Below are 23313 nucleotides of genomic sequence, written 5' to 3'. Positions count from 1 at the left end.
CTGCTTATTTGCCGTGATACTCGCGGAACCATTTGACGAATTGGGCGACACCATCCTTGAAATCGGTCTTCGGGCGGTACCCTGTCAGGCGCTGCAGCAAATCGTTGTCTGCCCATGTGGCCGGGACGTCCCCCATCTGCATGGGCATATAGTTGCGGATTGCTTTCTGGCCGATGGCGTCTTCGATGGCCTCGATGAAATCCATCAACCGCACCTTGTCGCCGTTGCCGATATTGACCACCCGATAGGGCGCGGCGGGGGACAGGCTGTCGCCCTCCTCGATCTCATCCGGACTGGCGGGCCGAACCGGGGGCACATCGATCAACAGTCGGATGCCGCGCACAAGGTCTTCGACATTGGTAAAGTCGCGATACATATCGCCATGATTATAGATATCAATCGGACGGCCATCGAGGATTGCATCGACGAATTTATACAGCGCCAGATCTGGCCGTCCCCACGGCCCATAGACCGTGAAGAACCGGAACATCGTCGTCGGCAGATCCCAGAGGTGCGCATAGGAATGACCCATCGCCTCATTGGCCTTTTTGGTCGCGGCGTAGATCGTCAGTTGGTGATCGGCCTTTTCGACCTCGGTAAACGGCATATCCTCATTTGCGCCGTAAACCGATGAGGTCGAGGCCATCAGCAGGTGATCGACCTTGTGCACCCGCGCGACCTCCATCACGTTAAAGGTCCCCACCACGTTCGAGTCGATATAACTGCGCGGGTTTTCAAGGCTGTAACGCACCCCGGCCTGCGCGGCGAGGTGGACGATGACCTCGGGCTGGAATTCTTCCGCCACCTGCATCAGCTTTTCATGATCTTCCAGCAAGGCCTCGGTCGCGGTGAAGCCCGGGTTCTGCAGCAGCATCTGGTGCCGCCGTTGCTTGAGGGCGACGTCATAGTAATCCGTCATTCCATCATAGCCGTGCACCCGAAACCCCTCGGACAACAGCAGCTTTGCAAGATAATAGCCGATGAACCCAGCCGTGCCCGTAATCAATACCCGCTTCATGCGTTCTGCACCATTGTCCGAAACCTGTCCCTCAGGGATACTTTCCCCGTCCGGTCGTCAAGTGGATTTTTCATGTTTCCCACGGCAAGGCCCGGCTACGCACAGATTTGATCATTGCCGCCCGCAGCGCGCCGGGTTAGGCATCTGGCCAATGCTACCGCAATGGATCAAACGCCTTCTGTCCCCCGAAACAGCGCAGCCGCCCGGTGTCGGATTGTCGACGCTGGCCCCTGCGGGTCGCTTCTATGCGATCGGCGATGTTCACGGCAGGTTTGACCTGTTGCAGGTCCTGCTGGATGCGTTGGACGATACGGTGCCCCTGGTCTTTCTGGGCGATTATGTCGACCGGGGCGACTCCAGCGCTGAGGTCTTGCGCCACCTGCATCGTCTCAGCACCGATGCCCGCAGCCGCGCCATCTGCCTGAGAGGCAATCACGAAGAGATGCTGTTGGGCTTTCTCGACGATCCCGCCGGGATGGAACGTATCTGGATGCACAATGGCGGCATACAGACGCTCGCCTCTTTCGGTGTGACCAACATCCAGAACCTCGATGCCACCGCGCTGGCCGAGCAATTGCGACATGCGATGGATGAACCGCTGCTGGACTGGCTGCGCGACCGGCCCGTGACTTGGACACAAGGCAACATCACCGCCGTTCACGGCGCGCTGGACCCGGCGCAGCCCTTAGACGGGCAACAGGACCGGATCTGCCTGTGGGGGCATCCGAATTTCCCCGGCAAGCCACGCAAAGACGGGCAATGGGTGGTTCACGGGCACTCCATCGTCGATGAGCCTCGCGTGCAAGGCCGCGTCATCTCAATCGACACAGGCGCATTTGCCACCAATCAACTGACTGCCGCCGAGATTACGGACGGGGCCGTGCAGTTCATCTCGACCAGCCGCGACGGGATCATCCGCAGCACGGTCAGCCGCTAGCCGACGATCATCTGCTTCATCTTGAGCGCTTCGTATTCCAGTTCCTTCAGCCGAAAATGCACCACGTCACCAATGGTTATGACGCCGCGCAAATTGCCGTCGCTCAGCACCGGCATGTGGCGGAATCGCCCCTCGGTCATGGTTTTCAGCACGTCGTTCAAAAGGTCATTCGGTGCGCAGGTCTTGACCTCTGTCGTCATCAACTCGGACACCGATTGCGGCAGGGTCTGTCCCGGTGTTTCAGCCATGCGGCGCACAATGTCGCGTTCTGAAAGGATGCCCTGCAGCGCCCCGTTCTGATCGGTCACGACCACGGCCCCGATGCGTTTATCGCGCAGGATATCCACGACCGAGTGAATCGTGTCATTCGGACGCACCGCAAACACCGCGTCGCCCTTACCCTCCATCAGCTTTGCAACCGTGGTATGGGTCTGTGAAAGGTTGGTTTCAACGGACTGGCTACGGGTTGTCGACCCGGCCTTGTCGCCGCGTGTCGGGGGCTGGTAAGAGCTTGGGGCCATGGGCGGTCTCCTCCTTCACCGGAAATGGCTGTTTCCTCTACCTTATCGCAGGCACCGAGACTGTATAGGGTGCAAATTCGAAATCCGGTGCAACCCGGCCCGTTTACAAGGAAATCGAGGCATTTGAGCGATCTCTATCTGACCCCGCCCGTGGCTGCGCTGATCTTTTTTGCAGTTGTCGTCTGTGGCCATAATTTCCGCATGGCGTGGAAACAGCAACCGAAGGGGTGGCAGAAACGCGCCTGGCTGTTTGGCGTGCCCGCCGCGATCGGGCTGTTTGTGCTGGCCTTTCTACCGCTTGAGGTCTGAGGCCGGTTTGACTCTGAACGGGGCCGCTGGCATATGCCGGGCACGTGTTTTCCCGGGGGACCCCAATGCGCCAACTGATTGCACTGGCTTCGCTGCTATTCGTCACCGCCTGCCTGTTCGACAAGGAACCGGATGTGGTGCGCCTGTCGGGTGAAACGATGGGGACGACTTTCAACATCACCGCAATCGGCGAGGATCTGGACGAGGCCGCGCTTGGCAAGGCGGTTCAGGACACCTTGGCCGAGGTCAATGCAAAGATGTCCAACTGGGACCCGAACTCCGAGGTCTCGACCTTCTCGGCCTTGGCCAGCACCGCGCCGGTGCAGGTGTCCGACGAATTCGCACTGGTGGTTGAGGCCGCCAATGACGTGCATGCCAAATCCGGCGGTACCTTTGATGTCACCCTGGGCCCGCTGATCGAGCTTTGGGGGTTTGGTCCCCGCAAACCCGAAGACCCGGTGCCTGCGGATGCCGAGATCGCGGCAGCGCTTCAGCAGGTCGGGCAGGCCCGTTTGCTGACGCTGGACCGTGACGCGGGCACTCTGGCCAAGTCCGAGCCGGGTGTGGGGATCAACCTGTCCGCCATCGCCAAGGGCTATGGGATCGACGCGCTGGCGGCGCAACTGCGCGCGGCAGGCATCGAGAACTACATGGTCGAGATCGGCGGAGACCTCGTGGTCAGGGGCGAGAACGACAGGGGTGAAAGCTGGCGCATCGGGGTCGAGAAACCTGAGGCGGGCGCACAGGCCATTCAACTGATCGTGCCGCTGGACAATCTGGGCATGGCGACCTCGGGCGATTACAAGAATTTCTTTGAACAGGACGGGGTGCGCTATTCGCATATCATTGATCCGACCACGGGGCGTCCGATCACCCACCGGACCACTTCGGTCACGGTTCTGGCCGACAGCGCGATGATGGCCGATGCCTGGGCCACGGCGATGCTGGCGCTGGGGCAGGAGAAGGGGCTGGAGCTGGCCGAAGAGCATAAACTTGCCGTGTTCTTCATCTCGCGGGATGTGACAAGCGGGGAAGAAGCCTATATCACTGTACAAAGCAGCGCCTTCAAGGATGCGCTGGGGACCAACTGACCGGTAGGAACCGCAATGAGCACCTTTATTCTGGCCTTCATCCTGTTGCTGATCATCATGGTCGGCATGTCCTTGGGTGTGATGCTGATGGGCAAGACCATCAAGGGCAGCTGCGGTGGTCTGAATGCGATTTCAGGCGCTGACAAATGCGTGGTCTGCCAGAAGGATATCGACCCCGACAGCCCCCTGCGGGACCAGTTGCAGTGCAAGCGTGCGAAAAAGATGCTGCAACAGATGGAAGGCTAGGATACCCCTCTTGGCATGAGCAAAGCCAAGAACGTCCTTTTCATCATGTTCGACCAACTGCGCTGGGATTACCTCAGCTGTTACGGACATCCGCATCTGCATACACCGAATATCGACCGTCTGGCCTCGATGGGCGTGCGTTTTGACCGCGCCTACATTCAGTCGCCGATCTGCGGCAGTTCCCGTATGTCGACCTATACCGGGCGTTACGTGCATTCGCACGGCGCGTCATGGAACGGCATTCCGCTGAAAGTCGGAGAGATGACGATGGGCGATCACCTGCGCAAGGCGGGGATGGATTGCTGGCTGGTTGGTAAAACCCACATGCGCGCCGATGCCGAAGGGATGGCCCGGCTGGGGCTGGAACCCGACAGCCTGATCGGCGCGCGGGTGGCGGAATGCGGCTTTGACGTCTTTGAGCGCGATGACGGGATGCGTCCTGAAGGGCCAGACGGCTTCTATGACCCGGACGGAGCCAAGAAATACAATGAATACCTCAAAGACAAAGGGTATGAGAGCGACAACCCGTGGCATGACTTTGCCAATTCCGGGCTGGATGCCGATGGCAATGTGCTGTCGGGCTGGTTCCTGAAAAACTCATCTGAGGCGGCGAATATCGCCGAGGAAGATAGTGAGACGCCCTATCTGACCACCCGTGGGATCGAGTTCATGGAAACCCATGAGGGCCCATGGTGCTGCCACCTCAGCTATATCAAGCCGCATTGGCCCTATATCGTGCCCGAGCCTTACGCTTCGATGTACGGTCCCGAGCACGTCTTGCCCGTGGTTCGGTCCGAGGCTGAGAGACAGAACGCGCATCCGGTGCTCAAGGCATTCATGGATACGAAGATCGGCCAGACCTTCTCGCGTCAGGATGTGCGCGAGGCTGTGATCCCCGCCTATATGGGCCTGATCAAACAGGCCGATGACCAGATGGGGCGGCTGTTTGACTGGATGGAACAGACCGGCCGGATGCAGGACACGATGATCGTGCTGACCTCGGACCATGGGGATTTTCTGGGCGATCACTGGATGGGAGAGAAGACCTTCTTCCACGATGCCTCGACCAAAATGCCGCTGATCATCTACGATCCTTCGCCCGAGGCAGACGCCACACGCGGCACCACCTGTGATGCGCTGGTCGAATCCATTGATCTGGCCCCCACCTTTCTGGAGATCGCGGGCGGAGAACCCGCCGGGCACATCCTTGAAGGGCATTCGTTGCTGCCGATCCTGCGGGGTCAGACCAACAGCACCCCGCGCGATGTGGTGATCTGTGAATATGACTATTCCGCCTCGCCCATTGCGCAGGTGCTGAATGTCTCGGTGCGCGATGCGGTCATGTTCATGGTCGCAAACGAGAAATGGAAGCTGGTCCATTGTGAAGGTGAATATCGCCCGCTGTTGTTCGATCTTGAGAATGATCCACATGAACTGACGGATCTGGGCGAAAGCACCCAGCACGCTGGGGTCATCACCCAGATGTATGACCACCTGTTCGCCTGGGCGCGGCGTCCTTCGCAGCGCACAACGCGGTCCGAAGAGCAGTTGTTGAACATGCGCGGATCAAGCCGGGGAACCGGCGTGGTGATCGGCATCTATGACGAAAACGATATGCCGCTGGAATTGACGGTGAAGTACCGCAACCGCAAGGCCCGGCCCTTTGGCGACTACAAGCCGGATTAAATCTGTGCCAGCGGCCCGAAAAGACGGTTCAACCTTGCGCGGGCAGGGGGTAGAAGATGGCAACACCGCACTCGGAGAGTTTTCATGACCGCCCCCAAACCCGTTGTTCTGTGCATCCTCGATGGCTGGGGCCTGTCCGATGACACAACCGCCAACGCGCCGCATCTGGCCAACACGCCGACCTTCGATGCGATCATGGCGGAAGGTCCCCATGCGCAGTTGATCACGCACGGGCCGGATGTGGGTCTACCCAGCGGCCAGATGGGCAATTCCGAGGTCGGCCACACCAATATCGGGGCAGGGCGCGTTGTGGCGATGGATCTGGGGCAGATCGATCTGGCCATCGAAGACGGTTCATTCTTTGACAACAACGCGCTGCAGGACTTCATCGCCAAGGTCAAAGCCACGGGCGGCACGGCGCATCTGATGGGGCTGGTCTCGGATGGCGGGGTGCACGGGCATCTGGATCATATCGTGGCCGCCGCCAAAGCCATCACCGATGCGGGCGTTCCGGTGGTGCTGCACGCGATCACCGACGGGCGCGATGTGGCCCCGAAATCGGCGTTCACCTATATCGCAGAGCTGGAAGACCAGCTGCCCGAAGGTGCAAAGATCGCCACCGTCTGCGGGCGTTACTTTGCCATGGACCGCGACAACCGCTGGGACCGCGTGGCCGAAGCCTATAACGCCATGGTCAAAGCGCGGGGCAGGGTGGAAAACACCGCCCATTTTGCGGTGGATCATGCCTATAACCAATCGGAAACCGATGAATTCATCGCGCCTACGGTGCTTGAGGGATACGCAGGTCTGAAAGACGGCGACGGGTTTTTTTGCCTGAACTTCCGCGCCGACCGCGCCCGCGAGCTTCTGCGCGCCATCGGTGAGCCCGGTTTTGCTGATTTCGACACCGGCCCACGCCCGCAATTATCCGGGCTGCTGGGCATGGTCGAGTACTCAGATGGTCACAATGACTATATGACCACAGTCTTCCCCAAGCGGGATATCGTGAACACGCTGGGCGAATGGGTGGCAAAGCAAGGCCTGCGCCAGTTCCGACTGGCCGAGACCGAGAAATACCCTCATGTCACCTTCTTCCTGAACGGCGGTAAAGAGCAGCCAGAGGGAGGCGAGCACCGCCATATGCCGAAATCGCCCAAGGTGGCGACTTATGATCTGCAACCCGAAATGTCCTCGGCCGAGGTGACAGAGGCATTCGTTCGGGCGATCCATGAGGGCTATGATCTGATCGTCACCAACTATGCCAACCCCGATATGGTGGGCCATTCCGGCGATCTGCAGGCCGCGATAAAGGCCTGCGAAGCGGTGGATCAGGGTCTGGCGCAGGTGGTTGAGGCGCTGCGGCACGTCGGTGGCGCGATGATCGTCACCGCCGATCACGGCAATTGCGAGATGATGGTCGATCCCGAAACCGGCGGCCCGCACACGGCACACACCCTGAACCCCGTCCCGGTGGCTCTGGTCGGTGGCCCCAAGGGGGCAGGGCTGCGCGACGGGCGGCTGGCCGATCTGGCACCGACGCTGTTGCAGCTTATGAACCTGCCCGTGCCACCGGAAATGACCGGAGAAAGCCTGCTGACATGAAGGCATTCTGGCTCTGCCTGACCGTACTCTGGCCGTGGTCCGCCATGGCGCAGCAAAGCCCGTCCGAGGCCGCGTTGCAGGCAGCGCAAATGCTGGAGCAAGCCTCGGTCGCCCTGACCGAGGCTGACAGCGCCCGCGATCGGGTGCGCGCCCTGACCGAAACCATACAGGCCTATGAGGCCGGGCTTGCCGCGATGCGCGACGGTCTGCGCCGCGCCACCCTACGCGAGGCACAACTAAGCGCCGAGTTGCAGGCCCGCGAACAGGATGTGGCGCAGCTGCTGGGTGTGTTGCAGACCATCGAAACGACCGCGCCTCCCGTGCTGATGCTGCATCCTTCAGGGCCGCTGGGGGCCGCGCGGACGGGCATGATGCTGTCCGAGGTCACCCCGGGCCTGAATGCACAGGCCCGCGCCCTGGCCGCTGATCTGCAAGAGGTGCAGACGCTGCGGCAACTGCAACAAAGTGCCGCTGACACGCTGACCGAGGGTCTGACTGGCGTGCAGGACGCCCGCACACAACTCAGCGAGGCCATTGCCGACCGCACCGACCTGCCGCGCCGTTTTGTCGAGGACCCGGTGCGCACCGCGATCCTAATTTCCTCGACCGAAACGCTGGACGGGTTCGCCAGCGGTCTGTCTGAAATCTCAGACGGCGAGATTGCCGAGACCAACGCCAGCGTCAGCGACCTCAAGGGCCAGATCGCGCTGCCAACGCAGGGCATCGTGCTGCACCGGGCCGGTGAGACAGATGCGGCGGGGGTCACACGCCCCGGTCTGGTCTTGGGCACCCGCCCACGCGCCCTTGTGGTGTCACCCACCGCCGCGACGATCCGCTATCGCGGGCCGCTGTTGGATTTGGGGAATCTGGTGATCCTTGAACCTCAGCCCGGGCTGCTTTTTGTGTTTTCTGGCCTGCAAGAGGTCTATGGACAGGCCGGGCAGGTGATCCCAGAGGGCACTCCGGTCGGTCTGATGCCGGGCGAAACCCCCGGAATCGGCGCTATTATGTCAACAAGCGGTGATGGCACTGGAACTGATCGGTCAGAAACGCTCTATATAGAGGTAAGACAAGACAACAGCCCCGTGGACCCGGACGACTGGTTCCGCACGGATAAGGATGGATAAACGAGTATGAAGAAATTTGTGATGGCCGGTCTGGCCGGCACCGTGGCAGGGATTATCGCAACCACTCAGATCGCGGGCCCGTTGCTGGCGCAGGAAGCGGAAAGCAAGGCAAGCGTCTACGAGCAGCTGGACCTGTTCGGCGACATCTTCGAACGCATCCGCGCGCAATATGTCGAGGAAGTCGAAACCGAGGAGCTGATCGAGGCGGCGATCGATGGGATGCTGACCTCGCTCGACCCGCATTCCAGCTATCTGTCGCCCGACGATGCCGAACAGATGCGCGTGCAGACGCGTGGTGAGTTCGGCGGGCTGGGAATCGAAGTCACGCAGGAAGACGGGTTTGTAAAAGTTGTCTCGCCCATCGATGACACCCCGGCAGATGATGCGGGGATCGAAGCGGGCGATTTCATTACGCATGTGGATGGCGAGAGTATTCTGGGCCTGACACTGGATAAAGCGGTTGATCTGATGCGCGGTCCGGTCGGTTCGGAAATCGTGATCACTGTGGTGCGCGAGGGCGAGACCGACCCGTTCGATGTCACCATCGTTCGCGATACCATCAAGCTGACGGCCGTGCGCGCCCGGACCGAGGGCACCAGCGTCGTGCTGCGTGTCACCACTTTCAACGACCAGACGTACCCCAATCTCAAGGAAGGGCTGGAAGAGCAGATAGAAGAGGCCGGCGGCATCGAAAACGTCAACGGCATCGTGCTGGACCTGCGTAACAACCCGGGCGGGCTGCTGACCCAAGCCATCAAGGTTTCGGACGCGTTTCTGGACGAAGGTGAGATCGTTTCGACCCGTGGACGAGATCCGCAGGACGGCGAGCGCTTTAACGCGACCCCCGGTGATCTGACGGGCGGCAAGCCGATTGTCGTTCTGATCAACGGAGGCTCCGCTTCGGCATCAGAGATTGTCGCCGGTGCCCTGCAGGATCACCACCGCGCTATTGTTGTGGGCACCAAGAGCTTTGGTAAAGGCTCGGTTCAGACAGTCATGCCGCTACGGGGGGATGGTGCGATGCGTTTGACCACCTCGCGGTACTATACGCCGTCTGGCCGTTCGATTCAGGCACTTGGGGTCAGCCCGGATATCATCGTGGAACAGCCACGCCCAGCCCCCGCGACGGATGAGGAAGAAGACAACGCCCGTACCCGGTCCGAGGCCGATCTGCGCGGCAGCCTGAACAACGATAGCCTCAGCGAGGATGAGGTCCGCCAGATCGAAGAAGATCGCGCCAAGGCCGAAGCGACGGCAGAACTGCGTGAACAGGACTATCAGTTGGCTTACGCCATCGATATTCTCAAAGGCCTGTCGGCGTTCAACCCTTCGGGTCCGTCTCAGTAACAAACATGGGGCCGCATGTCTTGCGGCCCCCCTTAGCTTTCGACCTTATGCAGTTTTTTCTCGTCCAGTATCAGGGCGAGAACTATTCCCATAGAAACCGAAATCGCTGCAAAGACGAAGGCCATGTTCATCCCACTGTCAAAAGCTGCGGCAATCGCGGCTCTTACGGTTTCCGCTTCACCTGACCCCAGTTTTTGCATGACGGCTTTGGCGGAATCGGTCGCCAACGTACCGCCATTGATCGTCTTTTGATCCGCCAATGACATCTTGATGCCCGCTGTGGCAAGCTGATCCCGAAGACTGGACAGACTGACGACGTACATGATCGCCGTGGCGCAAGCGACAGAAATTGCACCATAGACGAGGTGGGTCATGAAGCTTAGCCCGCCCACCAGTCCGGCACGTTCGGGTTTTACAGCACACACCGCAGCCGTACCGGACGGCCCAACCGTCAATGTCGCGCCCAATCCCATGAGAACCATTCCCGGCAGAATCTGAAAATACCCCCAACTGGCAGGCAAAAGCACCACACTTGTCGCGCCCACGCTGGCACATACATACCCCCAGAACAAAAGCCGCTTGGGCCCAAAGTCGTTATAAAGCGTACCCGAAATGATTGAGCCGACCGCCAGCAGAACGGTCAATGGCGCCAATCCCAAAGCCGATTGAAACACCGACCACCCGAGGACTTTCTGCATGTATTGGGGAAAGTAAAGCAGCGCTACGAAGGCCGCCGAAACGTTGAACATATTTAGTCCAAGGGTGATCAGAAACTCTCGGTTCTGCATCAGCTGAGGTAACAGCAACGGTTCCTTGACGCGTTTTTCGACCCTTGGGAACAGAAAGAACAGGGTCGCGCTGACAAAGAAAAGCAGCAGAAGCGGTACCGAAGTCCAGCCCCAATCTGCCCCGACATCCAGCCCATAAAGCAGAAGCAGCACTGCAAAAGACAGGATCCCCATCCCCGCAAAGTCGATATGTTCGCCTTTCTTGTGGTCGGTCTCGCGCTCCATCAACACAATCGCAGTGGTCATCGAAATGCACGAAAACACCACATTGGCGAGGAAGAACAAGCGCCAGTCACCCAGACTTACGACCGCTCCGCTGATCAGCGGGCCAAACACATTGCCCGTTGTCACACCGGCAAGAATAAGGCCCATCACCAATGCCCGGTGTTCTTCCTTTGAGACCTTCGTGGCCCCAAACGCAAGCGTACATGGCCAGACGCAGCCCGCGCCAATCCCCTGTAACGCGCGCGCCAATCAGATAGTCCAGACCGGGCGACACAAAGCACAGCACCGAGGCAAACAGAAAAATTGACAGCCCGATGATCATGACCTTTCGGTGCCCGTACATATCCCCCAGTCGTCCACCCGCGACCATGGTCATCGCAAAGAACAATGCGTAGATGTTCAGAACCCACTGGGTGCTTGTGATATCCGCATCAAAGTTGTTCTCGATCGCCGGGACCAGCATCAGGGCTCCGGTAAAATCGATACCGATACCAAAAGCCGTCACCATCAAAGCCACGACCTTTATGATACTGCTGCGGTCCATGACGTTATCCTATCCATTCGGAACGCTTCCATGATGCACGGATGGCGCTGAAAAGATAGGGAAGTGGCCTGACCGCGCAATCAGGGTGCGTCTTGTGCGGTCCGAGATCGCCGGAATGCCCGTTTCAGCATATCCAGCTCAGCGCGCAGCAAAGCGATTTCTGCGCGCAGGTCATCGGCTGCGGGTGTCCCAGCAATAATCGTAAAATCCCCAAGCTTGCGATCAGTCTCTGCGTCAAAAATAGTCACGCAGTGCACGCCCTCGGACAGGGCCGCCATAGGAACGGGTACGCACAGCCTCCAGCCATCCGCATCGCGGGCCACGGCCACATCCGGCAGAGCTTCGCCAAGATAAACGGCCTTGATCTGAGGCTGCGTCTCGGCGACCAGATGCGCTTCCCAAAGGGCGTTCTCAAAACGGATCGGGGTCAGGGTTGGGTAAGTCATCACGTATCCTTACAGATCGGCCCTATGATGCCGACAGAATGTGAGGTCGCGCAGCACAACCCGGTTCATCGCAGGCTGTTCAAAGATCAGATCGAGCCAGAGCTTTTCAATTCTGCGTTCGTTCAGATGCAGATGCGCCAGATCGAAATCCACGGCCGCCTCGGGCCGCGAAAGATCAAGCGCGCGCAGCACCTGTTCGGTGTTGGGCCCATGCTGAATGTTAAGCCGCGCGAACACAACAATCGGGCGTTCACTTTCGACGACAGTATCGACCCGCATCAGATGCTGGCCGGTCAGATCCGTCGCTGCACCCGTCGGCAGCTCAATCGCCACGGACAGGAAAGTACCCATGAAATCGAAAACTTCAATTGCAAAGCTAAACGGCGCAAGATCCTTGTCGCGACGGTTGCGCACCTGCTGCATCGCGATCTCGGATTGTTCGCAATCATGAAACAGCGTTACCTGCGCATCCATCATTGCCTTGCGCGGAGCGGGGGCAAGGCCTTTGCGACTTGCAGGCTGTTTCCATAAATCGGGCCTCCAGGACCAATCCGTACCCAGTGGGCGCACAAACTGGTTCGAACCGACCAAAGGGCGCGCCAACCGACCATCGGCGGTATGCGAAAGCTGATCAAGATACTTGCGCAATTGACGCGCCTCATCGCGCTGGCGCTTGAGCTCGGGCAAACCGGTCTGATCGGCCCGCTGAGCGGCCTCACGCCAACGGGTCAGCGTCTTGCGCAGTAAATATCGGTCCAGCAGTCTGCCCATCGCCTCATCATCCGAAACTCATCCCTGTTTAGTCAAAGACCCCACGGGGGCAAGCCCGTCTTGCTCGGTTTCGGCATGAAACCCGCATTTTCAGCATGCACCAAACTGCGCGGAAAACTGACTGCTGGCGCGCCGTCATTCTTGCAATAGACCAAGCCGAGGCGTACCGTCATCGCTCTGGTCCCGCAGGTGGTGCGCATGCCCCCCGGTCCATCTAGATTTAAGACGAGGCAGGTGTATGGAACCGACCTTATTTTCATTCATCTGGAAGTATTCGAAAAAGCAGCAAATGGTGCTGCTGGTGCTGACCGTTCTTTCGTTTCCGTTCCTCTATGCGTCGTTGGAATTGCCCAAGCAGATCATCAACGATGCGATCGGCGCGCCCGCAGACACTGTCACGGTGTTCGGAGTGACGGTGACCCAGATACACTACCTGCTGATCCTTTGTTTCGCGTTTTTGGCAACCGTGATCGTCAGCGGGCTGATGAAGATGCGCATCAACACGATGAAAGGCATTCTGGCCGAGCGCATGCTACGCCGGTTGCGATTTACCCTGATCAGCCGGTCCATGCGGTTCCCGAAATCCTACTTTGCGACCACCAGCCAAGGTGAGCTTGTCTCGATGATCACATCCGAGGCCGAACCGATGGGCGGTCTGATGGGTGATGCAATCGCGCAGCCGGTGTTTCAGTTCGGGCAGATGATGACTATCGTCACGTTTCTCTTTATGCAAAGTGTCTGGTTCGGGCTGGCCAGCATTGCACTGATCCCCTTGCAAGCGTGGCTCATCCCCAAGCTGCAGCGGCAGATCAATCTGCTGAACAAGGACCGCATCCAAGAGGTCCGCCGCCTGAGCTCTGAAATCGGAGAAAGCGCCGCCGGTATCAGCGACCTGCGCACGAATGGTGGCTGGCGCTATCGACTGGCGCAGTTCAGCCATCGTCTGGGCACCTTGTTCGAGATCAGGTTCAAGATTTACAACAAGAAATTCTTCATGAAGTTTCTCAACAACCTGATCACTCAGATGACACCGTTCCTGTTCTATTCGGTGGGTGGATATCTGGCGATCACCGGAGAGGTCACGGTCGGGGCGCTGGTCGCGGCGTTGGGGGCGTACAAGGACCTCAGCGGTCCGTGGAAGGATCTGTTGACCTACTACAATCAGGTGCAGGATATGTCCCTGCGATGGGAAATCGTGACCGAGCGTTTTGCCCCCTCGAACATGATCCCCGAACATCTGTTTGAAGGGGTTCCCGAAACCCTTCCGCGCCTGACCGGCGATATCGAGCTGCGAAATGTCACTGTGCGGGACGATGATGGCAAGACAGTTCTTGAAGATATCGACCTGATCATCCCCCGCGGTGCGCGTGTTGCAATCCAGTCGACGCACGCATCCGAGCGTAGCGCACTGGCCCAATTGCTGACCCGCGAGTTACTGCCCGCGCAAGGTGAGGTCGTCGTAGCGGGCCACAATCTCAACGATCTGCATCAGTCTGTGATCGCTGCCCGGATCGGGTATGCTTATTCACGACCCTATCTGTTTGACGGAACACTGGGTGACAACCTTTTGATGCCGTTGCGCACCCATCCGCAAAATGAGGAAAAGACGCTGAAGGCCCCCAGCCGCCGTCAGATAGAAGCTGTCCGCGCGGGCAATCCGCCGGATTCGCTGAGCGATGAATGGATCGATCCGGGCCTTGCGGGGCTCGACGACATCGAAGACATCCGCGACTGGTGGTTCCAGCTGGTTGAGGCGATGGGCATAGATGAATTCATGTTCCGTCGCACGCTGCGCTCGCGCTTTGATCCCGATATGCACCCGGTGCTGGCGCAGGCGATTGTCGGTTTGCGCGACACTGTCGCGACCCGGCTGGCTGAGCGCGGTTTGGACAAATATGTTTATCGCTTTGACCCGGAACGCTTCAACCCTGCGGTACCGCTGGGCGGGAACCTCTTATACGCCTCCCCGTCTCACGACATCTCACCGGAAATTCTGGCTGGCGATGGGCGTTTCATGTCGATGTTGGCAGCGCATGAATTGGATGGGGATGCTCTGAGCATCGCGAATGCGGTGTTGGATACACTGAACCAGACATTCGGTCGGGACGGAGCGGATCACCCGTTGTTCCTGCGGCTTGGCCTATCGAAAGAGATGTATCATCGCCTGCTCGATATTGAGGAGCGGCGCAAAACCAAAGGGGATGAAACCCTTAGCGTGCAGGATCGCGCATTGCTGTTGACCGTGCCCTTCATGCTGACTGCGGAACAGATAGGTCCCAGTTTCCCCGAAGAATACAAGGACAAGATACTCTCGATTCGTCACAGTCAGGCCGAGCGGCTGCGCAGCGCGATGGAAGGGATGTTTGTACCGGTCTCTCCCGATCTCTATGTGCCGCGCCTGACCGCAATGGAAAATGCCCTTTATGGCCGAGTGTCGATCATGGCGGGGGCCCATGCCGAAGAGATCGAGGATCTGGTCGCCGAAGTTCTCAACGAAGCCGGGCTGCGCCGTCGCGCAGCAGCAATCATCTACGACCTGCCCTCGGGGCTGGGAGGAAACAACCTGCCGACGGTGTTTCAGGAACGCGCGGCATTCTCGCGCGCCGGGATCAAGCGCCCTGATATCCTGATCCTCGACAAAGCGCTGGCCAGCCACGATTCGGAAAGCCGCCTGCGCACTCGTCTGAAACTGCGCGAATTGCTGCCCGACTCGATCATGATCTTCATGGAAGATCACTTTGCCCACCCAGAGGCCTATGACCTTTTTGTCGAGGTCAAGGACGGGCGCATCGACGGTGTCTCTCGCGTGCGGCCCGAAACCGAAGACAGTTCCTCTGATGATCTGAGCCGTAAGCTCAAGATCATTTCCTCGACCGAGCTGTTCGCGCGTTTGGACGGTCGCAACCAGCGCCTGTTGGCCTTCTCGGCGCAATGGTATGAGGCAGCGGCGGGCCAGACGATCTTTGCACGCGGTCAGGCCCCGGACGCGGCTTACCTGTGCCTATCCGGCGAGGCCAGCCTGAACTGGCTGGCGCAGAACGGCGAAGTCGAATCGCTCTCGACCGTTGAGCCGGGCCGCCTGATCGGCGACCTTGCCATCATCACCAACGAGCCCCGACAGCTGGACCTGGTAGCAACCACCGACTGTGCCTTTCTGCGGATCGGGGCAGAAGAGTTGCGCGCTGTGATCGAAAGTGATGCCGGAGTCGCGGTCAGGCTTTTGGAAACCGTTGCCGGTTATCTGACATCCGCCGCCGAACGTCTGCGCGCGCCGAACGCATCGGCGCAGGGCGCAGATGGGTCAACGATCGGCACATCTGATGACCCTTGAGCGCCAATATCGGGCCTATGCCCCGCATGAGGCGCTGCTCACCGAAGCGCGCAAGCGCCCTCAAATCTGGCGTCTCATCGTTGGACTTGGCGTCGTTGCTGCGGTTGTTCTTGCGCTGAACACAGCCTTGTTTGCGTTGGTCGCCAGCCTTGGATCCTCGGACAGTGCAACCACGTTTCTGACCGGAACATCCCCCGAGGCGCTGCTGATCGTCCTGGGAAGTTTTGCCTTTGCAACTTTCGGAGTGGCGGTCGCGGCCAGAGTAATCCAGCGCCGGTCGCTTGCGACGGTGATTGGGCCTCAGATGGTCGCCTTATGGCAGTTCTGGCGTGTTCTGCGGGCGCTGGTGTTGCTAGGCGTCGTGGTTTTGATCCTGCCACCTTATGATCTGGGCGCCCCCCTGATCGCAAACCTGCCACTTTCGCAATGGGTCGCACTGTTGCCGTTGTCCATTGCTGCTGTTTTGATTCAGACCAGCGCCGAAGAGATCCTGTTTCGCGGCTATCTGCAGCAAGGGCTGGCGGCTCGGTTCCGCTCTCCAGTAGTGTGGATGGTCCTGCCTTCCCTGCTATTCGCCATGGGACATTACAGCCCGGCCACCGCTGGAGAAAACGCCTTTCTGATCGCTGTCTGGGCGATGTTCTTTGGTCTGCTGACAGCGGATTTGACTGCCCGGTCCGGAACACTGGGGCCGGCCATCGCCCTGCATTTCTTCAATAATTTTGCCGCGCTACTCGTGATTTCTCTGCCTGACAGCCTAAGCGGCCTCGCGCTTTATCACCTACCTTACGAAACGTCTGATTCACAGGCGATCAGGCCCTGGCTGTTGGTGGACTTTGGGCTCATGATCGTAGGATGGCTCGCAGCGCGTCTGGCTCTCAGGCGCTGATTGCAATTCCTTCCGTAGCGTCTTATTTGACGTCAACGCAGTCTCAGCAAGGTTCCGACATGAACTGGATCACAAACTACGTCCGCCCCCGGATCAACTCGATCTTCTCGCGCCGTGAAGTGCCTGAAAACCTTTGGCACAAATGCGACGAGTGCGGAACGATGTTGTTCCATCGCGAGCTGGCGGAAAACCAGAATGTCTGCACCCAATGCGATCACCACATGGCGATCACCCCGCGTGATCGATTCAGCCACCTGTTCGACGGCGGCATTTTCACCGAGGTTGAGGTACCTGCGCCCAAAGATGATCCGCTGCAGTTCCGCGATCAGAAAAAATATCCCGACCGGATGAAAGCCGCGCAGAAAAAGACTGGCGAGAAAGAGGCGATGCTGGTCGCCTCGGGCGAGATCGGGCGCACACCCATCGTGGCCGCTGCGCAGGATTTCTCGTTCATGGGTGGCTCGATGGGCATGTATGTCGGCAATGCGATCATCGCCGCCGCGCAAGAGGCGGTAAAGCTGAAGCGCCCGCTGATCCTGTTCTCGGCGGCGGGCGGTGCGCGGATGCAGGAGGGCATCCTCAGCCTGATGCAGATGCCCCGCACCACGGTAGCAGTTGAGATGCTGAAAGAGGCAAACCTGCCCTATATCGTCGTTCTGACCCACCCGACGACGGGCGGCGTCACGGCGTCTTATGCAATGCTGGGCGATGTGCATATTTCAGAACCAAACGCGTTGATCTGTTTCGCGGGCCCCCGCGTAATCGAGCAGACCATTCGCGAAAAACTGCCCGAAGGGTTCCAGCGCGCCGAATACCTTCTGGATCACGGGATGCTGGACCGTGTGACCAAGCGCACCGAAATGCGCGATGAACTCATCACCATCACCCGCATGCTTATGAATCAACCCCCAGCAGTCAAAGGCGATCTGCCCGCGCCGGAACCTGTGGCCCAAGACGCCCCGACCGAGGACACAGGCGAGAAATGACCAGCCAGAGCTCGGACCTCATCCTTGAACGGATGATGGCGCTGCACCCCAAGATCATCGACCTGACCTTGGACCGCGTCTGGCGTTTGCTGGCAGCGCTCGACAATCCGCAACTGAGACTACCACCCGTAATCCACATTGCCGGGACCAACGGCAAAGGCTCGACCCAGGCAATGATCCGCGCCGGGTTGGAGGGGGCAGGGCGCTCGGCTCACGCCTATACCTCGCCCCATCTGGCCCGGTTCCACGAACGTATCCGACTGGCCGGTCAGCTGATCTCGGAACCCGCGCTGAGCGCTGTTCTGGACGAATGCTACGCCGCCAACGGTGGCGAGAACATTACCTATTTCGAAATCACCACCTGCGCCGCATTGCTGGCTTTTTCCCGCACCAAGGCCGATTACACACTTCTTGAAGTGGGCTTGGGCGGTCGTCTGGACGCAACCAACGTGATCGAACAGCCCGCAGTGACCGTGATCACACCGGTTTCGATCGACCATGAACAATTCCTCGGCAACACTCTGGGCAAGATCGCCGCCGAAAAGGCGGGTATCATCAAACCGGGCGTGCCCTGCATCGTCGGCCCCCAGGAAGATGAGGCGCTGGAGGTGATCGAATACACCGCCGCCCGTCTTGGCGCACCGCTGATGGTCCATGGCCAGCACTGGCACGTGCACGAAGAAAACGGCCGCCTTGTTTATCAGGATGAAACCGGACTGCGCGACCTTCCGCTGCCCAATCTTCTGGGCGCACACCAAATCCAGAACGCGGGCGCTGCCCTTGCTGTCCTGCGCCACCTGCAGATGGGCGAGGCAGCCTACGAGGCAGCCGTCACTCATGCTGAATGGCCCGCGCGGATGCAGCGCCTGAAAGCAGGCCCCCTGATCGATCAGGCACCACAGGCAGAGCTCTGGCTGGACGGCGGCCACAACGCCGCCGCCGGTATTGCATTGGCGGACGTGCTGGCAAAGCTGCCGAAAAAGCCGACCCATATGATCTGCGGCATGCTGAATACTAAAGACGTCACCGGCTATCTCGCGCCTTTGGCGACGCAAGCCTCCACACTGACTGCGGTCTCCATCCCGGGCGAGGCCAACACGCTCAGCGCCGAAGACACCGCCGCTGCCGCGGCTCAGGTCAACCTGCCCGCGACAACCGCAAAGAGCGTCGCCGAGGCGCTCAGCGCAATCACTGCCGAAGACCCGCAAGCCCGCGTCCTGATCTGCGGGTCGCTCTACCTGGCGGGCAACATCCTGCGCGAAAACCGCTAAAACTTCATCTGGCTAAAAATATCCCGGGGGAGTCGCCAAGGGCGACGGGGGCAGAGCCCCTACCGCCCCCAATCCTGATCCTGCATCTCACGCAGGCGCGACGCAGTACGCTCAAACTCGAACGTCCCTTCACCCTCAACATACAACATCTCGGGCTCCGCCGCCGCGGAACAGATCAATCGCACCTTCGCCTCATAGAGCGCGTCGATCAGGGTCACAAACCGCTTGGCCTCGTTGAAATTGTTTCGCGACAGCCGTGGCACATCTTCCAGCACCAGAACCTTGACGGCCTCGGCAATGGCAAGATAGTCCCCTGGCCCTAACATCCGACCGCACAAATCATAAAACGAGGCCCGTGCCACGCCGTTGCGAAACGCGGGCAGCAGCACCTCGCGGCCCTTGACCTGCAATGCCAGCGGCTCCGCCGGGCCACCCGACAGGTCCTGCCAGACCCTGCGAATTTTCTCGCGCGCCTCCGGGCCGATGGGTGAGAAGTAAACCGGCGAGCCCTTGAGCCGGTTCTGACGATAGTCAGTGGGCGAGATCAACTCCCACACCTCAAGCTGTTCTTTGATATGCGCGATGAACGGCAGGAACAGCTGCCGGTTCAGGCCATCCTTGTACAGATCATCGGGATGCCGGTTGGAGGTCGTGACAACCACAACTCCGCCCGCATGCAGCATGTCGAACAGCCGACCCACAATCATCGCATCAGTGATATCGGTGATCTGCATCTCATCAAACGCCAGCACCTTGGCAGAGGCCAACACCGCGTCAGCCACTGGTGCAAGTGCATCCTCTACCCCATCTTCGCGAGCCTTGTGCAGCCCGGCGTGGATTTCCTGCATAAAGGCATGAAAATGCACCCGCCGGGCCGGAATATCCTCCAGCGTCTCGACGAACATATCCATCAGCATGGATTTCCCGCGCCCAACACCCCCCCACAGATAAAGTCCTTTCGGCGGGGGCGGGGTTTTGCGAAAAAAGCCACGCTTGACTGGTTCGGCCACAGCCGCGCGGATGCGTTCAAACCGGGGCAGAACCGCCTCTTGCGCGTCATCCCGCGTCAGCGCGCCGTCGGCGATGCGCGCCTCGTAGAGCGAAATCAAATTCGTCATAGACCGAGGCATAACCTCCGGCCCGCCCATTGAAAAGAAACCTTTTTCCGGGCACATCAATTTTGCTGAACCGAAGCCGCAAAACTCCTGAATTGACGCAACCTGCGTTGCCGCTAACGTGGGCGTCCCAAGATACCGGAGCCCCCATGTCGCAATCCGCCCGCCTGCTGAACCCGATCCTGATCGTCGGGTGCATCATCATCACCGTCAGCTTCGCGGTGCGTGCGTCCTTTGGCGTATTCCAGATCCCCATCGCAGATGAGTTCGGCTGGCTGCGCACTGATTTCTCGATGGCGATTGCCATTCAGAACCTCGCCTGGGGCATCGGGCAACCTATCTTCGGGGCGATCGCCGAAAAGGTCGGAGACCGGCGTGCCATCGTCTTGGGCGCGCTGACCTATGCTGCGGGAATGGTGCTCAGCGCTTGGTCTGTCACGCCGTTCGGGCACCAGATCTACGCTTGGCTCGTGGGCTTTGGCATCGCCGGAACGGGCTTTGGCGTAGTGCTGGCCGTTGTCGGGCGGGCCTCGTCCGATCAAAACCGTTCGATGTCGCTGGCGATTGTCACTGCGGCGGGCAGCTTTGGTCAGGTGATCGGTGCACCTTTGGCCGAGTGGCTTCTGAGTTTCTTGTCCTGGCAGCAAGTCTTTCTGATCTTTGCCGCAGCAATTCTGGCGCTGGTGCTGACCTTGCCTTACATGCGCGCACCGCAACCGGCTGCCAAGGCCGAGTTGGAAGAACGCATGGGGCAAATCCTCGGTAAGGCGCTACGCGATCCGTCCTATGCACTGATCGCCATCGGATTTTTCAGCTGCGGTTATCAGCTGGGCTTTATCACGGCACATTTCCCAGCCTTCGTAACCGAAATGTGCGGCCCAATCGAACCCGGAGGGGTTCTGCATTCCATCGGCATCACCACCACCTCAGCCTTGGGGGCGATCGCTATTTCTTTGATTGGCCTCGCCAATATCGGGGGCACCCTGTTGGCGGGTTGGGCCGGAAACCATTTTCCCAAGAAATACCTACTGGCGGCGGTCTATACGGGCCGCACCATCGCGGCTGCCGCCTTCATCCTGTTCCCGATCACACCGATGACGGTGATCGCGTTTTCGCTGGCGATGGGATCTTTGTGGTTGGCGACGATTCCGCTGACCTCGGGCCTTGTCGCGCATCTGTTTGGGCTGCGATACATGGGTACGCTTTATGGCATTGTATTCCTCAGCCACCAGATCGGCAGCTTTCTGGGTATCTGGCTGGGGGGTCGCATGTATGACCTGTATGGTGATTACACGTTGGTCTGGTGGATCGGCGTCGGGATCGGCGCGTTCAGCGCGATCGTCCACCTGCCAATCCGCGAAAACCGTGTGGGCACTGTCGCCCCGGCCTGATCAGTCCTGATATTTGTCGATGATATAGCGGCTGGTCATCAGATCCAGATGCGCCCCGCCGCCGTTCTTGAAGATCGTAATCGCCGATGGGTCGGGCGAGAACGCCTCAAGCGCGTAATAATCCGCGACCAGATCATCGCGCGAAACAGCCCCCTCCAGGATCGGGGTTCTGATTTCACCGATGTGGTCCACCGTCGAGTCAAAGCTGTCCACATAGATCATTCCGCGTTGCAGAGCCACGTTATCAGCCTCGCGCATGTCCGGGCGGTAAGCCCCGACCAGATTGAGGTGCTGACCAGGGCGCAGCCATTCCCCTTTGATGATGGGCTGCGTGCTCATCGTAGCGGTGGCGACGATATCCGCACGTTTCACCGCATCTGGCAGATCATAGACGACATCGGCATTGCCTAGCTTGCTGGCAAGGGCCTCGGCCTTGGCGCTTGTCCGGTTCCACAACGAAATCCGGGCGTGCGGAAACCCCGCCGCGAAAGCCTCACACAACGATTCCGCCACGGGACCGGCGCCGACGATCAGAATGCTGCGACTATCGGGGTTGGCCAATCGCAGCGCCGCCAGCAGGCTGTCACCGGCAGTCTTCCATTTTGTCACCAGAAAGAAATCAACCAGCGCAGCCAGCCGCCCATCCGCGTCGTCATAGATACTGACCGAACCATCAATCACCGGCCGCCCGATCTGCGCATTACCCGGGAAAATCGTCGTCGATTTAACCGCAATCCCCAGACCATCCACCCAGGCCGAACGCGACAACAGGGTGTCATCGCCACGGTACAAAAACGTATCCTCGATCTGCGCCTTTGGGCGCTCATGACCTGCGGCAAGGGCCTCGGTCAGTTCAATCCAGTCCAGATTGGCCTCACCTGCGGCGAACGGTATCTGCAACACGCTCAACGCGCGTCATCCTCGGACAGCAGCCCTTCGGCCACCAGACGATCCGCCCAGCCCTTTGGCGACTGAAAGTGATGGGTCCGCCAACCGCGTGCCCGCGCCGTTTCGATATTGTCGATCCGGTCATCCGCAAACAGCAGGGTATCGGGCGGCAAACCACAATCCGCCTCAACCATCTCATAGATCGGCTGGTGCGGCTTGACTGCTTTCATCCGGCCCGAGACATATTGCCGGTCGAACTCGTTCAGAAACGGATAGACCGTGGTGGCATAGTCGAAATTCTGTACCCCGAAATTGGTCAGCGCAAAGACCGGCACATTGCTAGCGCGCAGCGCCCGCAGCAGGCGGACCGAGTGCGTTATTTCAGGCGTTGCAAGCTCGATCCACTTGTCATGCCACATGCGAATCTCATCGCGCCATTCCGGGTATTTCTCGGCCCAATCATAGATTGTGTCGGTGAAATGATGCCCCTGATCGACCAGATCATTCATACCGTGCAGATCGACCTCGGCAAACATGGCGCGGCGGCGTTCTTCTCCAATCACTCGATCATAATAGCGTTCGGGTTGCCACTCGATCAGCACGTTTCCGATGTCAAAGATGACGGCTTTGATGGCCATAATGCGATCCCGTTCAACCTGTTGCGCCCACCCCGGACTGAACCAATCCCCGTCGGGATATGCAAGCACCAACCGCAGCGCGGAACGCGCTGCCCGGCCCAACGGGAGGTGGCGCATCTTCGATGCGTCTCCGACCGGCGGGAGCT

General features: G+C 59.5%; 20 protein-coding genes and 1 pseudogene. 13 read left to right on the top strand and 8 right to left on the bottom strand.

Translation table 11 applies throughout. The features are described from left to right. Window positions 1–4: 4 nt before the first annotated feature. Window positions 5–1018, bottom strand: coding sequence for a GDP-mannose 4,6-dehydratase (locus ACR3EN_RS17220; RefSeq protein ID WP_480820877.1), 1014 nt, complete (start codon window positions 1016–1018; stop codon window positions 5–7). A 151-nt stretch (window positions 1019–1169) separates the two neighbouring features. Here ACR3EN_RS17220 and ACR3EN_RS17215 point away from each other — a divergent pair, with 151 nt between their 5' ends. Beyond that, window positions 1170–1955 carry a metallophosphoesterase family protein gene (locus ACR3EN_RS17215; RefSeq protein ID WP_480820879.1) on the top strand — a complete coding sequence of 262 codons (786 nt, stop codon included), beginning with the start codon at window positions 1170–1172 and terminating at the stop codon, window positions 1953–1955. Here the strand turns inward: ACR3EN_RS17215 and ACR3EN_RS17210 are convergent. Beyond that, window positions 1952–2476, bottom strand: coding sequence for a CBS domain-containing protein (locus ACR3EN_RS17210; RefSeq protein WP_480820881.1), 525 nt, complete (start codon window positions 2474–2476; stop codon window positions 1952–1954). The genes ACR3EN_RS17215 and ACR3EN_RS17210 overlap by 4 nt on opposite strands. A 123-nt stretch (window positions 2477–2599) precedes the next feature. Here ACR3EN_RS17210 and ACR3EN_RS17205 point away from each other — a divergent pair, with 123 nt between their 5' ends. The 7 genes from ACR3EN_RS17205 (at window position 2600) to ACR3EN_RS17175 (ending at window position 9884) form a co-directional block, all read left to right on the top strand. Further along, window positions 2600–2785, top strand: a complete 186-nt coding sequence (locus tag ACR3EN_RS17205) for a hypothetical protein (RefSeq protein WP_480820883.1) — start codon at window positions 2600–2602, stop codon at window positions 2783–2785. 65 nt (window positions 2786–2850) lie between these two features. After that, a complete protein-coding gene (locus ACR3EN_RS17200) occupies window positions 2851–3876 on the top strand; it encodes an FAD:protein FMN transferase (protein ID WP_480820885.1) in 1026 nt (341 codons plus the stop codon). 15 nt (window positions 3877–3891) lie between these two features. Continuing rightward, window positions 3892–4122, top strand: a complete 231-nt coding sequence (gene nqrM / locus ACR3EN_RS17195) for a (Na+)-NQR maturation NqrM (RefSeq protein WP_480531099.1) — start codon at window positions 3892–3894, stop codon at window positions 4120–4122. Between the two features lie 15 nt (window positions 4123–4137). Continuing rightward, window positions 4138–5808 (top strand): sulfatase-like hydrolase/transferase, encoded by a 1671-nt coding sequence (locus ACR3EN_RS17190; RefSeq protein ID WP_480820887.1) that lies wholly within the window; start codon window positions 4138–4140, stop codon window positions 5806–5808. A gap of 84 nt (window positions 5809–5892) precedes the next feature. Then, the gene (gene gpmI / locus ACR3EN_RS17185; RefSeq protein WP_480820889.1) at window positions 5893–7410 is read left to right on the top strand and encodes a 2,3-bisphosphoglycerate-independent phosphoglycerate mutase; all 1518 of its coding nucleotides are present in this window, start codon (window positions 5893–5895) and stop codon (window positions 7408–7410) included. After that, window positions 7407–8537: a murein hydrolase activator EnvC family protein gene (locus ACR3EN_RS17180; RefSeq protein ID WP_480820891.1), complete on the top strand. Its 1131-nt coding sequence runs from the start codon at window positions 7407–7409 to the stop codon at window positions 8535–8537. The genes gpmI and ACR3EN_RS17180 overlap by 4 nt, the downstream gene beginning before the upstream one ends. Before the next feature lie 6 nt (window positions 8538–8543). Further along, window positions 8544–9884 (top strand): S41 family peptidase, encoded by a 1341-nt coding sequence (locus ACR3EN_RS17175; RefSeq protein ID WP_480820893.1) that lies wholly within the window; start codon window positions 8544–8546, stop codon window positions 9882–9884. 32 nt (window positions 9885–9916) lie between these two features. Here ACR3EN_RS17175 and ACR3EN_RS17170 read toward each other — a convergent pair. The 3 genes and pseudogenes from ACR3EN_RS17170 to ACR3EN_RS17160 form a co-directional block, all read right to left on the bottom strand. Then, window positions 9917–11360: pseudogene (locus ACR3EN_RS17170) on the bottom strand (MFS transporter). Window positions 11361–11521: 161 nt separating this feature from the next. Further along, window positions 11522–11887, bottom strand: coding sequence for a hypothetical protein (locus ACR3EN_RS17165; protein WP_480820897.1), 366 nt, complete (start codon window positions 11885–11887; stop codon window positions 11522–11524). Window positions 11888–11896: 9 nt separating this feature from the next. Further along, window positions 11897–12658 carry a DUF6478 family protein gene (locus tag ACR3EN_RS17160; protein ID WP_480820899.1) on the bottom strand — a complete coding sequence of 254 codons (762 nt, stop codon included), beginning with the start codon at window positions 12656–12658 and terminating at the stop codon, window positions 11897–11899. 238 nt (window positions 12659–12896) lie between these two features. On the opposite strand from ACR3EN_RS17160, the gene ACR3EN_RS17155 reads away from it, so the two are divergent. Genes ACR3EN_RS17155 through ACR3EN_RS17140 form a run of 4 tightly spaced genes read left to right on the top strand, consistent with a single transcriptional unit; the run spans window position 12897 to window position 19135 of the window. Beyond that, window positions 12897–15989, top strand: a complete 3093-nt coding sequence (locus ACR3EN_RS17155) for an ABC transporter transmembrane domain-containing protein (protein ID WP_480820901.1) — start codon at window positions 12897–12899, stop codon at window positions 15987–15989. Further along, window positions 15979–16878 carry a CPBP family intramembrane glutamic endopeptidase gene (locus tag ACR3EN_RS17150; protein WP_480843206.1) on the top strand — a complete coding sequence of 300 codons (900 nt, stop codon included), beginning with the start codon at window positions 15979–15981 and terminating at the stop codon, window positions 16876–16878. The genes ACR3EN_RS17155 and ACR3EN_RS17150 overlap by 11 nt, the downstream gene beginning before the upstream one ends. Before the next feature lie 59 nt (window positions 16879–16937). Then, window positions 16938–17864, top strand: a complete 927-nt coding sequence (accD, locus tag ACR3EN_RS17145; RefSeq protein ID WP_480820905.1) for an acetyl-CoA carboxylase, carboxyltransferase subunit beta — start codon at window positions 16938–16940, stop codon at window positions 17862–17864. Then, complete coding sequence (locus ACR3EN_RS17140) at window positions 17861–19135, top strand: bifunctional folylpolyglutamate synthase/dihydrofolate synthase (protein ID WP_480820907.1); 1275 nt, start codon at window positions 17861–17863, stop codon at window positions 19133–19135. Before accD ends, ACR3EN_RS17140 begins: the two co-directional genes overlap by 4 nt. Before the next feature lie 59 nt (window positions 19136–19194). Here ACR3EN_RS17140 and zapE read toward each other — a convergent pair whose 3' ends face one another. Beyond that, window positions 19195–20253 (bottom strand): cell division protein ZapE, encoded by a 1059-nt coding sequence (zapE, locus tag ACR3EN_RS17135; RefSeq protein WP_480870384.1) that lies wholly within the window; start codon window positions 20251–20253, stop codon window positions 19195–19197. A gap of 146 nt (window positions 20254–20399) precedes the next feature. On the opposite strand from zapE, the gene ACR3EN_RS17130 reads away from it, so the two are divergent. Then, window positions 20400–21641, top strand: coding sequence for an MFS transporter (locus ACR3EN_RS17130; protein WP_480820911.1), 1242 nt, complete (start codon window positions 20400–20402; stop codon window positions 21639–21641). On the opposite strand, the gene ACR3EN_RS17125 is transcribed toward ACR3EN_RS17130, so the two are convergent. Further along, window positions 21642–22550 (bottom strand): ornithine cyclodeaminase family protein, encoded by a 909-nt coding sequence (locus tag ACR3EN_RS17125; RefSeq protein WP_480820913.1) that lies wholly within the window; start codon window positions 22548–22550, stop codon window positions 21642–21644. Next, the gene (locus ACR3EN_RS17120; RefSeq protein WP_480820915.1) at window positions 22547–23167 is read right to left on the bottom strand and encodes an HAD family hydrolase; all 621 of its coding nucleotides are present in this window, start codon (window positions 23165–23167) and stop codon (window positions 22547–22549) included. Before ACR3EN_RS17120 ends, ACR3EN_RS17125 begins: the two co-directional genes overlap by 4 nt. Between the last annotated feature and the right edge of the window lie 146 nt (window positions 23168–23313).

The sequence above is a fragment of the Ruegeria sp. G7 genome (genome assembly GCF_056535465.1).
The sequence above is the reverse complement of the archived record's forward strand: the minus strand, read 5'-3'. Positions and strand labels throughout refer to the sequence as shown.

What these genes read in the sequence shown, in the direction of transcription:
- ACR3EN_RS17175 (WP_480820893.1), top strand. Translation starts at nt 8,544, where the DNA reads ATGAAGAAATTTGTGATGGCCGGTCTGGCCGGCACCGTGGCAGGGATT.
- ACR3EN_RS17190 (WP_480820887.1), top strand. Translation starts at nt 4,138, where the DNA reads ATGAGCAAAGCCAAGAACGTCCTTTTCATCATGTTCGACCAACTGCGC.
- ACR3EN_RS17130 (WP_480820911.1), top strand. Translation starts at nt 20,400, where the DNA reads ATGTCGCAATCCGCCCGCCTGCTGAACCCGATCCTGATCGTCGGGTGC.
- ACR3EN_RS17215 (WP_480820879.1), top strand. Translation starts at nt 1,170, where the DNA reads ATGCTACCGCAATGGATCAAACGCCTTCTGTCCCCCGAAACAGCGCAG.
- ACR3EN_RS17160 (WP_480820899.1), bottom strand. Translation starts at nt 12,658, where the DNA reads ATGGGCAGACTGCTGGACCGATATTTACTGCGCAAGACGCTGACCCGT.
- gpmI (WP_480820889.1), top strand. Translation starts at nt 5,893, where the DNA reads ATGACCGCCCCCAAACCCGTTGTTCTGTGCATCCTCGATGGCTGGGGC.
- ACR3EN_RS17180 (WP_480820891.1), top strand. Translation starts at nt 7,407, where the DNA reads ATGAAGGCATTCTGGCTCTGCCTGACCGTACTCTGGCCGTGGTCCGCC.
- ACR3EN_RS17200 (WP_480820885.1), top strand. Translation starts at nt 2,851, where the DNA reads ATGCGCCAACTGATTGCACTGGCTTCGCTGCTATTCGTCACCGCCTGC.
- accD (WP_480820905.1), top strand. Translation starts at nt 16,938, where the DNA reads ATGAACTGGATCACAAACTACGTCCGCCCCCGGATCAACTCGATCTTC.
- ACR3EN_RS17165 (WP_480820897.1), bottom strand. Translation starts at nt 11,887, where the DNA reads ATGACTTACCCAACCCTGACCCCGATCCGTTTTGAGAACGCCCTTTGG.
- zapE (WP_480870384.1), bottom strand. Translation starts at nt 20,253, where the DNA reads ATGACGAATTTGATTTCGCTCTACGAGGCGCGCATCGCCGACGGCGCG.
- ACR3EN_RS17210 (WP_480820881.1), bottom strand. Translation starts at nt 2,476, where the DNA reads ATGGCCCCAAGCTCTTACCAGCCCCCGACACGCGGCGACAAGGCCGGG.
- ACR3EN_RS17150 (WP_480843206.1), top strand. Translation starts at nt 15,979, where the DNA reads ATGACCCTTGAGCGCCAATATCGGGCCTATGCCCCGCATGAGGCGCTG.
- ACR3EN_RS17140 (WP_480820907.1), top strand. Translation starts at nt 17,861, where the DNA reads ATGACCAGCCAGAGCTCGGACCTCATCCTTGAACGGATGATGGCGCTG.
- ACR3EN_RS17120 (WP_480820915.1), bottom strand. Translation starts at nt 23,167, where the DNA reads ATGGCCATCAAAGCCGTCATCTTTGACATCGGAAACGTGCTGATCGAG.
- ACR3EN_RS17155 (WP_480820901.1), top strand. Translation starts at nt 12,897, where the DNA reads ATGGAACCGACCTTATTTTCATTCATCTGGAAGTATTCGAAAAAGCAG.
- ACR3EN_RS17220 (WP_480820877.1), bottom strand. Translation starts at nt 1,018, where the DNA reads ATGAAGCGGGTATTGATTACGGGCACGGCTGGGTTCATCGGCTATTAT.
- nqrM (WP_480531099.1), top strand. Translation starts at nt 3,892, where the DNA reads ATGAGCACCTTTATTCTGGCCTTCATCCTGTTGCTGATCATCATGGTC.